Annotated in this window: 9 protein-coding genes and 1 pseudogene; 3 read left to right on the top strand and 7 right to left on the bottom strand. The window is 62.9% G+C overall.

Annotated elements, in window-relative coordinates; all coding sequences use genetic code 11:
* A pseudogene (locus E5W87_RS29605) lies at nt 1-703 on the bottom strand (hypothetical protein); the annotation flags it as partial.
* A gap of 155 nt (nt 704-858) precedes the next feature.
* Here E5W87_RS29605 and E5W87_RS29600 point away from each other — a divergent pair.
* Together E5W87_RS29600 and E5W87_RS29595 are read left to right on the top strand one after the other, a co-directional pair.
* The gene (locus tag E5W87_RS29600) at nt 859-1,899 is read left to right on the top strand and encodes a CapA family protein (protein WP_292405684.1); all 1,041 of its coding nucleotides are present in this window, start codon (nt 859-861) and stop codon (nt 1,897-1,899) included.
* 129 nt (nt 1,900-2,028) lie between these two features.
* Nucleotides 2,029-3,000 (top strand): hypothetical protein, encoded by a 972-nt coding sequence (locus tag E5W87_RS29595; RefSeq protein ID WP_292405680.1) that lies wholly within the window; start codon nt 2,029-2,031, stop codon nt 2,998-3,000.
* Here E5W87_RS29595 and E5W87_RS29590 read toward each other — a convergent pair.
* A complete protein-coding gene (locus E5W87_RS29590) occupies nt 2,997-3,506 on the bottom strand; it encodes a hypothetical protein (protein ID WP_292405677.1) in 510 nt (169 codons plus the stop codon). The genes E5W87_RS29595 and E5W87_RS29590 overlap by 4 nt on opposite strands.
* 883 nt (nt 3,507-4,389) lie before the next feature.
* Between E5W87_RS29590 and E5W87_RS29585 the strand changes: the two genes are divergently transcribed.
* On the top strand, nt 4,390-5,328 hold the full coding sequence (locus E5W87_RS29585; protein ID WP_292405675.1) for a diacylglycerol kinase family protein: 939 nt from the start codon (nt 4,390-4,392) through the stop codon (nt 5,326-5,328).
* 150 nt (nt 5,329-5,478) lie between these two features.
* Here E5W87_RS29585 and E5W87_RS29580 read toward each other — a convergent pair whose 3' ends face one another.
* The 5 genes from E5W87_RS29580 to E5W87_RS29560 form a co-directional block, all read right to left on the bottom strand.
* Nucleotides 5,479-6,690: a mandelate racemase/muconate lactonizing enzyme family protein gene (locus E5W87_RS29580; RefSeq protein WP_292405673.1), complete on the bottom strand. Its 1,212-nt coding sequence runs from the start codon at nt 6,688-6,690 to the stop codon at nt 5,479-5,481.
* Nucleotides 6,687-8,303, bottom strand: coding sequence for a GMC family oxidoreductase (locus E5W87_RS29575; RefSeq protein ID WP_292405670.1), 1,617 nt, complete (start codon nt 8,301-8,303; stop codon nt 6,687-6,689). Before E5W87_RS29575 ends, E5W87_RS29580 begins: the two co-directional genes overlap by 4 nt.
* A 164-nt stretch (nt 8,304-8,467) precedes the next feature.
* Nucleotides 8,468-9,040 carry a GNAT family N-acetyltransferase gene (locus tag E5W87_RS29570; protein ID WP_292405667.1) on the bottom strand — a complete coding sequence of 191 codons (573 nt, stop codon included), beginning with the start codon at nt 9,038-9,040 and terminating at the stop codon, nt 8,468-8,470.
* 115 nt (nt 9,041-9,155) lie between these two features.
* On the bottom strand, nt 9,156-9,584 hold the full coding sequence (locus E5W87_RS29565; protein WP_292405664.1) for a nuclear transport factor 2 family protein: 429 nt from the start codon (nt 9,582-9,584) through the stop codon (nt 9,156-9,158).
* Nucleotides 9,585-9,779: 195 nt separating this feature from the next.
* Nucleotides 9,780-10,556, bottom strand: a 777-nt coding sequence (locus E5W87_RS29560; protein ID WP_292405661.1) for an OmpA family protein, incomplete at its 5' end; no start/stop codon positions are given.

The following is a 10,556-nucleotide window of genomic DNA, read 5'->3' as shown; positions in this document are numbered from 1 at the left end:
GCAGCGGCAGTTTGGCGCGCGGGAACAGCATGTGGAACGATCCGTCGAAGGTGTTCCTGAAATCATGTGCCAGCCAAAAATCGGCCTGCGCCATCAGGAACTCGGCGTAGCCCTGCAGCCAGTAGCCGTCGGCGCGGTCGAAGCGGAAGGTGAGGGCAGGTGCGGCCGCATCTGGCGCGCCGCCGCGCGGCAGGGACGCCATGATCGCGGCGGCACTTTCGTCCGGCGCGATCTGGCCGTCCTCGTTGAGATCGATGCCGAGACGGGTGAGGTCGACCTCCATGCCGATACCGGCATCGGTAGGCACGGATCCAAGTGTGGCGGCTGATTTCTGCAGCCGGTCGCGGAAGGCGACCAGGATGGCGCGGAAGTCATCGTAAGTCAGCGGCTCGGGATTGGGATTGTCCGGCACCGGCAGCCGCATCAGCGGCAGCATGAACGATTGCGGGCTTTCGAAGCCGTGGCGGTGCAGGCCGCCGGCCAGGATCTCCAGCGCGGTGAAGAATTGGCCGGCGCCGGCGGCGTAAGCCGACGAGGGATCACTGGGCGCGGCGGCTTCCAATTCGACAAGAGCGCTGTTGCGCTCGGCTACGGTTTTCGCACCGAACAGCGCGGTTGCCGCTTCGGGCGCCGCGGCACCGGCGGAAGACATCGGCAACAGCAGAATGAGGGCGGATGTCAGCAGGCTCGAAAATCGCGTCATCTTGGTCCTCCGATATGCCGTTGGGCGGCAACCATATACGCATCTTGTGTACTGTGCCTATTGCAAGGCATCTGGCCGCACGAATCGGAACGGAGGCGCTTCGCTATGTCGGGCGTATCGTCTACCGTGGCCGTTCATTCCAGTGCAGGCTGCGCGTGTCGAACTATCCGCTTTCCTACAAATTGTCGTGGCTGCCACGCTTCTTGAAGCCTTCGCTCAGCGGCGATCAACAAGGCTTTGCGCCGGCAGCCGCAGCGACGATGGAGCCGCCACCGGCGCGGACGGTGCGGCTCGCCTTCGTCGGCGATATCTCGGCCGTGGCCAATCGCAGAGCGCCGCAATGCGACCCGGCGATCGCCACGTTGCTCGGCTCCGCCGATCTGGTGATCGGCAATTGCGAAAGCCCGGTGGTGGAGCGACCAAGCGCGGCGATGGGCACGAAGCTTGGCACCCATCATGCCATGACCGAGCGGTTTCTCGCCGACGCGCTGGCGGCCGTCGGCATCTCGCATGAGAGGTTGGTTTTGTCGCTCGCCAACAACCATGTGCTCGACCAGGGCGTCGACGGGTTCGACGAGACCGTGGCGGCGCTGAACCGTCTCGGCATCCGCAGCATCGGTACCGCCGCCAACGGTCCGATCGAACGCCTTGCAGCCGGGCCGCTGACAATAGGCTTTGCCGCTTTCACGCTGTGGCGCAATGCCGGAGCGGCTGCGTTCGCGGGCCGTGTGTCGATGCAAGGCGATTCGGCGCAATGGCCGCGCGGCGCCGCCATCGACCTCACCTGCGCGGTGCCACATTGGGACTGGGAGTTCCGGCATTTTCCACAGGCTGAAACGCGGGCACTGGCACGGCATTTGGCCGCGCAAGGCGTCGGGCTGATCGCCGGCCACCATGCCCATGTCTTGCAGCCGGTGGAACGGATCGGCAAGGCGCTCGTCGCCTATGGGCTCGGCGATTTCCTTGGCACGGCCTTTTCGCGTCAGCCCTGGCCGGGCCGCATCGGGGGCATCCTGACCGTCGATATCAGCGCTGACGCCGGCACGCGTGGCGCCATTGCCGCCTACCGGCTGCACGCCTTCATGCGGCTGCGCGCCGGCGACCATGAGCGGCTGGTTCCGGTCGAGGCGCTGGAAGGAATATTAAGACAAAAGGCTATGGCCCGTCTCAACACGGTTTTTGGTAACGGGAATTGATGGCTGCGTTGACCGGTGGCTCAGACAGATCGTGCGGGCTCACCACCATCCCACCACTGTAGTCGCGCGACTTTCCGCAAAATCAGCTATTGTCCGAACTGGGTGTTCGTTCTTTCCACGGGGATGGCGATGGAAGCAGCGGATTTCATGCCTGATGAAACTGACATCGCCGGTATCAAGAGGGACCTCGAGGCCTATGAGGCCAGGCGGGCTTCGGCCTACCGGCAAGTCCGCTGGCGGGTGCCGCTGTTCATCGGACTGGTGCTGGTATTCGTGGCGCTTATAGCCTGGCTCTTCAATATGGTCGCCGATCCCTACGAGCGATGGTTCTCGACGCCGCATGTGCTGCTCTATGTCGTCGGGTTCGTGGCGGCGATCCTGCTCTATTTCCAGGCGGTCAAGCCGACGAGCACGTTGCAGCAATCGTTCCGCAAGACGCTGCTGCCGATCATCTTCGGTTTCATCAGGGATATGCGCTACGAGCATGACGTGACGCCGAATTCGTTCGATCGGCTGCCGCGCGAGACGATCGGCACGTTCAACAGCAAGCGCTTCGACGACGTCATATCCGGCCGCTACGAGGGATTTCCGTTCGAACTTTACGAAGCGGATCTACGGCAAGGCACGGGCAAGAGCGGAACGATAGCATTCAAGGGGGTCGTCGTCGCCTTCGAGACCATCGTGCCGTTTCCCGGCATATTGGTGGCGGCCCGCCGGACTAATGTGGCCGTCGGGTTCTTCCGCGGCATGTTCGCCAGCAAGATGCAGGAATTGTCATGCGGCGTGCCGGAGCTCGATGCCGCCTACGACTTCCACACCGACAATGTCGAGGCGGCGCAGCCGCTGGTAAGCGGCCGGCTGGCGCAGGCACTGACATGGCTCAGGGAGACATGGCCTGATCATCCGGCGCGGGTCGCGCTCAATGGCAGCGACGGTTTTCTGCTGTTGCCGCAGGCGAAGGACTTCTTCGAGCTGCCTGATATTTCGGTGCAGCTCGACTACGCCAAGCATGTCGCGCCGATGATATCAGACATGGGGGCGATGCTGGCGACGGCGGCGCTGGTGCGCAAGATCGGCGCAAGGGACGAGGCGGCGGGTTAGCCGCTGGGCATCTTGGCCGCCAGCCAATCAGCCGACCGCTTCGCCAGGCCGATCGTTGCGGATGCGGCGCGGCCGAGGTCGATCTTGACCACGGCGTAACCGGTCTTGGTGCGATAGAGCACGGCGCCACCGCCATCGACCGCCGCTTCATAGGCGACCGGCCTGGCAGCCTCTGTTTCCGTGGCTGTTGCCTGCGACCCGACAGCAACACTGGGCCGACGGCTCAATTCCCGGGGGAGCGGGTCGGTGGCGGTCTGCGTCGCCGTCGTCAACTCAGGCATGGAGGCTGTCGTGGCAAGCTGCGAGGACGGCGTCTGCGTCGTGCGGCAGATGCCGGAGACGAGCGGATAATTGAAATTGCGCTCGTGCAGCATCTGGCTTTTCATGGCCGCTTCGCAATCGGCGATGGTCGACCACTTGGCCGGCGTCTCACCGATATACTCGCAAAGCTTGGCGTCGCAGTCGCAACCGACGATGGTCATCGCGACAAGGGCGGTCTTGATCACGGTCTTAAGCCTTTGAGTTGCTCTGCAAAATACCAGTGGGATCCTTCGCGTGGCCGAAAAGGACACGCGACGCTGAAGGTCATCAATCGCTGCGGATCAAGGCGGGATTTGGCCGCGATTGTGGAATGAGCGTGACGGTGCGCCACGCAATTTCTCACGGTCGCTGACTGTGGCCGAAAGGGCTCACCAATTGTAGGCGCGTTCGAACCTGACTTCTGCTTCAAGTGAAGCAGACGGTCGGATAGCGAGAAGAGCCCAAAGACAGTCGGCGCCGGGATTTCTCCCAGCGCCTCCCTGTCAGATCAGGACACGGTCGCGGCAGCAACTTCCGTAAAGACGTCGCGCCATGCCGGCCTTGATGTTGACGGTCCTGCCAGCCATTGCCCGAGGGCAGCGTCCGATCGGGACCTCGCCAGTCTCCACCCTTGCGAGCTTCATCCAGCGCGCCATCGAAGGTTTTTGCCGTCCTTCATGGCAGCATCGGTCCGCCGTAGGCGTTCGCACGCTTTCCGCGGCCCCGTAGGTCTCGGCATCCCTCCTCAAAACAGGCAAGCCTGCTTTCATTCGGGGCCGTACGGGCCTCAGGAAATCCGCCGTTTCGCTTTGCCTTTCGACTTGGCGATCGGTAGCCGCCTGAGATGGGTTTAATATACGGGGGATAAGCGTTTGGCGAAACAGCGACGAGCCTGTGAATAGCGGGATTATCGGGGACTGAGTTCGGCGACGGAGCGTTTTTTGGACGAAATGCAGGGGCAGGACCTCATCTGCGGCGAGCAGCATGGATCAGACATTCGGCCCTTGCCCCCCAGAGCGGCGCGGGCTTCAATGCCGGCAAAGGATTTTTTGGACAGCAGTGTCGTTGCTGTCCGTTGGGGAGGCGTTATTGAAGGTCGGGGTGGTTCTCAATCCGATTGCCGGCGGCGGCTGGCTAAAACGGCATTGGCCGGAAGTCAGTGCTTCGCTCAAGAGACATTTCGGCGAGTTCGAGCTGCGCGAAACGCAGGCGACCGGCGACGCCGAACGGCTGGCGCTCGACCTTGCCGCCAGCGGCTTCGACCTGGTGATCGCAGCTGGCGGCGACGGCACGGCCAGCGAAGTGGCCGACGGGCTGCTGCAGGCGTCTCAGGAAACAGGCCGGACGGCCGAGCTCGGCCTGCTGCCTTGCGGCGCCGGCATCGACTTCGCCCGCGGGCTCGGCCTGTCGGGTGAGGTCGGCCTGACGCTGAAGCGTATCGCCGGGGCCAAGGCCCGCAAGGTCGATGCCGGCCGCATCTCCTATGTCGACGACCATGGCGCGTTGGCCAGCCGCCATTTCATCAACATCGCCAGCCTCGGGCTTTCGGGCGCCACGGACCGCGCGGTCAACGCAGACAAGCGCAAGGGCAAGGTGTCGGCCAAGGCGCTGTTCTACTGGCGCACCGTGTGGGAATTCATGCGCTACCGGTTCCAGGACGTTGTGATCACCGTTGACGACGGCACCCCAATCGAGGCGCGGGTGGCGCTGGTGGCGGTGGCGAACGGAAAATTCTTCGGCGGCGGCATGATGATCGCGCCCGATGCCGAACTGGACGACGGGCAGTTCGACATCGTCATCCTGCGCGCGGCGGGCAAGCTGAAACTGATCTGGGACATCCGTCTGCTCTATGGCGGGCGGCATCGCAACCATCCGGCAATCACCATTTTGCGCGGCAAGAAAGTGGTTGTCGAACCGCTGGGCGATGTGCAAAAGAACGGCGCGCTGGTCGACATAGACGGCGAGTCGCCGGGGCGCATACCGGCGACCTTCGAGATTCTGCCCGCCGCGCTGACGCTCAGATATTGAATCAAGGTGTTGAGAGACTGATTCAAGTCCTTTCGGGCGTGATTTCGGCGATCCGGCCAATATGCTGAAATCGCGTGACAATTACCTGATGGCAGAGCTCGGTCTTAGCCGGGAAACCCGGCGTACGATGAAGGCGTAGCTCTCGCGCGCTCACGGCATCAACGGCGACTGCATCATCTGCAAATGCAGGTCCGTGCCGGTCCAGGGATGCGCCTCGCAGACCGCTTCGTCGAGCTCGACGCCAAGGCCGGGTTCCTTCGACGGGATGACGTTGCCGTCCTGCCACTCGATCTTCTTCTTCAGCAGCTTTTCGTGAAATCCGTCCCACTGCTTCAGCGACTCCAGAATGAGGAAGTTGGGCAAGGTCACGGCAAGCTGGATGTTGGCCGCACCGACGATCGGCCCGCAATAGCAGTGCGGTGCGATCTGGATGTGATAGGCCTCGGCCATGGCGGCGATCTTCTTGGTTTCGAGAATGCCGCCGGAGCGGCCGAGGTCCGGCTGCAAAATGCTCGCGGCGCGGTTCTCGATCACACGAGCAAATTCGAACTTGGTCGTCAGCCGTTCGCCGGTGGCGATGGGGATGGACGTGCCGCGCGCCACCTGTGCCATCACCTCAGGCATATCGGGCGGCACCGGCTCTTCGAACCAGAGCGGGTCATAGGGCTCGATGGCGCGGGCCATGCGCAGCGCGCCCGATGCGGTGAACTGGCCGTGCGTGCCGAACAGGATGTCGGCCCGTGTGCCGACGGCCTCGCGGATCGCCTTGACCATGCGGGCGGAGAGATCGATGTCGACGAGGCGCGGCTGATGACCGTCAAAGGCGGTGTAGGGGCCGGCCGGGTCGAGCTTGACGGCATTGAAGCCCTGCTCGACATATTCGAGCGCGCATTCGGCCGCCAGGTCGGGATCGTTGTAGACGTTCTTGCCGCGCGCATCCTCCGAATGGACACTGCCGGTGTGCGGGTAGAGATAGGTGTAGGAACGCAGCGTCTCGTGCACCTGGCCGCCGAGCAGCTTGTAGACCGGCTTGCCGGCCTCCTTGCCGATGATGTCCCAGCAGGCCATTTCGAGCGCCGAGAAACAGCCCATGCCGGAAACGTCCGGACGCTGGGTGAAGCCGGAGGAATAGGCACGGCGGAAGAAGTTCTCGATGTCGTGCGGATCGCGGCCGACGAGATAGCGCTCGGCCATGTCCTCGACCATTCTTGCGGTGACGTGGGCGGAGAAGGTGGCGTTGTAGGCCTCGCCATAGCCAACGACGCCGCCGTCGGTGGTGAGCTTGACGAAGATGAAATACTTGCCGCCGATGCCGGGCGGCGGATTGCCGACAACCCAGGTTTTGACGTCGGTGATTTTCATTTTTGATCCTCCAGAACCAATTCGGCGCCCTTCCATCCGGTCACGATCGAGGCCGCGTTGGTGTTGCCGGTGATGTTATCGGGAAAGATCGAGGCGTCGATGACGCGCAAGCCGGCGAGGCCGTGAACTCTCAGGCGCGGGTCAACGACGGCTTGGGCAGCGTCCGGCCCCATACGGCAGGTCGAAACCGGATGATAGACGGTGCCGGAGCGTTTCCTGAAATCCTGAATGAGATCGGCGTCTGAGGTGATTGATGGACCCGGCAAGACCTCTTCCTCGATGATGTCGGCCATCGCTGGCATCGAGGCGATCTTCCTCACGAACTTTACCGCCGTCAGCATCTCGGCCACGTCCGCCTTGGTCGAATAGGCGTTGGCGACGATCTTCGGATAGTCATGCGGATTGCTGGAGCGGATCATGATCTCGCCACGGCTCGATGGACGGCAGTTGGAGAGGCCGATGGAAAACCCCGGCCACGGATCTGGCGTCAGGATCGGGCGCTCGCCGTTCTTCGGGATGACGGTAGAGAACGCCTGGAAGTAGAGCTGCATGTTGGGCCGTGTCGCCGCCGGGTCGGTGCGGAAGAAGCCGCCGGCGTTGTTCATCGACAGCGACAGCGGACCAGAGCGCATCAGCATGTATTGCATGCCGACCATGAGCTTGCCCCACCATGGCCGCAGGATTTGGTTGAGCGTCGGTAGCTTGCCCTTGAAAGTGTAGTTGATGCCGACATGGTCCTGCAGGTTCGCCCCGACATTCTCATTGGCATGGACGACGGGAATGCCGAGAGCGCCGAGCAGGGCCGACGGGCCGACCCCGGAAAGCTGCAGCAATTGAGGCGAGTTGATCGAGCCACCCGACAGGATGACCTCGCGGCCGGCGCGGGCACTCCTCGTTTCACCGTTCTGGACGTATTCGATACCAACGGCATGCTTGCCTTCGAACAGGATCCTGGTCGCCAGTGCGTTGATCTCGACGCGGACATTTTTGCGCTTCATTGCCGGCCGAAGGAAGGCGCGAGCGGCCGACATGCGGCGGCCGTTCCTGGTGGTGATCTGATAGATGCCGACGCCTTCCTGTGACGCGCCGTTGAAATCCGGGTTGAACGGCAGGCCGGCCTGGCCGGCAGCCGCGAGATAGCGCTTGGTCAGCGGGTGGACAGCCTTAGAGCAATCGGTGATGTGCAACGGACCGCCGACACCGCGCCATTGATTGGCGCCGGCCTGGTTGTCCTCGAGCGCCTTGAAGGCAGGCAGTAGGTCGTCGAAGCCCCAGCCGGAATTGCCGGCCGCTGCCCAAGCGTCGAAATCCTCGCGCGCGCCCCGGATCCAGACCATGGCGTTGATCGAGCTCGAGCCGCCGAGCAGTCTGCCGCGCGGCCAGTGGTCGACGTTGCCGGCGAGGCTGGGATCCGGCTCGGCCTTGTAGTTCCAGTTGACCGCAGGGTCGAAGAAGGTCTTGCCGTAGCCGAGCGGCATTTGCACATAGAAGCGTCGGTCGGTGCCGCCGGCCTCGAGCACCAGAACGGAGAAGCGGCCCGAGGCCGATAGTCTTTCGGCCAGAACCGAGCCGGCCGAGCCGGAGCCGACGACGATGAAATCATAGGTCTGCATGATGGATGCGCGACGGCTCCGGATTTTTGCTCAACCTAGACGCCGCAAGCCGCCGCGATCACCGGAGCTTCCGGCATCGCTTGTGAAAAAAGCGACTGGCACTTCGTTTGGCTTCGGTGTCCTGCCCGAAGTCGCCTTTGCCTTGTGGACAAGCGGTCCAAGCATCATACGCCACCATCAGCATTTAGCTTGAAATCATAACGCATGATCGGGCGGGCTGGCACCCTGCGGGCGACGACCCTGAACGCGGCGCGAGCGAAGGTGGAGGTGTATCCACAGGCGGAGGCGCTGGGCGATACATCGGCATCAAAAGGATAGGCTTCGAGCGCAGGGGCATTCGCACGCCTTGCAGCTTCCAGCGCCGCTGCGATCAGATGTGACGTGACACCCTGCCGGCGGTATCCTTTTCGCACGTAGAGGCAGGACAAGGACCAGACCGGCGCATCATCCACCTTCTTCAGCTGCCACAGCCGATCGAGCCAGGGCACCGCATCTCGCGGTGTCACCTGACACCAGCCGACAGCAGTATCGCCGTCGAAAGCAAGTATGCCTGGGGAGGGACCATTCTCGACGGCTTGCCGGAACGCGGCCTTGTTTTCCTCACCTGTTCGCTTTCGATAAGAACTGCCGATACGCCCGTACATACACCAACAGCGACTGCAGACGGCGCTCTCACCGAACAGGTCCTCGAGCGCGGGCCATAGATCAGGCGTCAGAGGGTGAAAGGAAAGCTTCATGTCAGGTGCTTCACGATGAAACCACAGGTCTGCATGATGGACGCGGGCGGCTTCGGAATTCGGGCTCTACCATAGACGGCGCATGCGTCCGGCGTCACTGAGCTTCCCAGCGACACTATGGGGTCAAGTCCAAGACTGCTGTCCTGCTCCCCATGTCGACGGGGAGGGAAACGTGCTCGTGCGTGATCGTCCATCTGTCTGCAGATCGACGAAATGCATTGCTCACGCGCACCCAGTAGTCGACTTTCGCGCCTGTTTTCAGGGCGCCATGCGCTCGGATAAGCATCCATGCGGCGGCAACCGCGTCGCCGGCTGAGACATCCAGTTGGCCAAGCTCCTGGCCAATCGGACCAGACCAGCGGGGAAACCAATCTAAGAACCGCTCGCGAAGGGCGTTGGATCCCACATACCGAAGCGGCGGTACGAGGTCGAAATAGACTATGTCGTCGGAGTAAAGGGACATAAGCCACTCAATGTCTTTGGCGCCCATGGCGGCCGATCGACTCTCCAGCAGTTCCCTAATCGCGGTTTCGACGCCTGGCATCGTCTCCTCCAATCTCATCATTTCGTCCGTTTGCCCGCATTACGGTGACAGTGCACTGATTGGTGAGCGCGAGCGCAGGGGGGTGCGAACAATTGGTGCACTGTCACCGTAATTCATACGCGGGGGTATATGAGCGGGCTTGCAATGGTGAGCCTGGCGCTACCTTCCCGGCAGGCTCAAAACAAGAGTAGGGGCCTATTCGGAGCTCGCCACGGGTGCGACCAGCGGCGTGATGCGGCGGATTGAGACGCGCCGGTTTTCGCGTTCGGGCTCTTGGGTTTCAACCTTCAGGTACTGCTCGCCATAGCCCTGCGTTTCCATGTTCTCGGGCGCGATGTCGAAGACGTTGGTCAGCGCGGTCGCCACCGCCTCGGCCCGTTGGTCCGACAGCGCCAGGTTCGCCAGCTCCGCCCCGACCGCATCGGTGTGGCCCTCGATCAGGAAGGTCTCGCCCGGGTTCTCCTTGAGCAGGCGCTGCATGGCCTCGGCGACGCCTTCGAGCTTGCCGATCTCGCTCTCCGGGATCTGGGCCGAGCCGAACTCGAAATTGATGATGTCGAGATCGATGCGCCTGACCTTGTCGCGGATGCGCGCCGAACGCCGGACCTCGTCAAGCGAGTAGGTGCGCTCCACCTGCTCGACCGGCGGCTGGTCGAGGAACGTATAGTAGTCCTCGGGGTCCTCAACCCATTCCGCGTCCAGTATGTAGTCGCGAACCGGAATGTCGAGGTCGAGCGGCGGCAGGTCGAGGCCGGGATCGCGCCATTCCAGCACCTCGTCGTAATAGTCGTCTTCGACATAGACGAGGACGATCTCGCGATCGTCGGGCAGGATCTTCACGCGGCGGACGACGTCTCCCCAGCGATTGCGGATCGTGACGATCCGCGTCCCGTCGGGACGGACCACAACCTCGCGCTGCCGGCTGCGCGGCAGTTCCTCGTAGTAGACCTCGCGCGCGTCGATGATGAAGCG

It is taken from the genome of Mesorhizobium sp. (assembly GCF_004962925.1).
Classification (GTDB): domain Bacteria; phylum Pseudomonadota; class Alphaproteobacteria; order Rhizobiales; family Rhizobiaceae; genus Mesorhizobium.
This window is presented reverse-complemented; position numbering and strand designations above follow the sequence as displayed.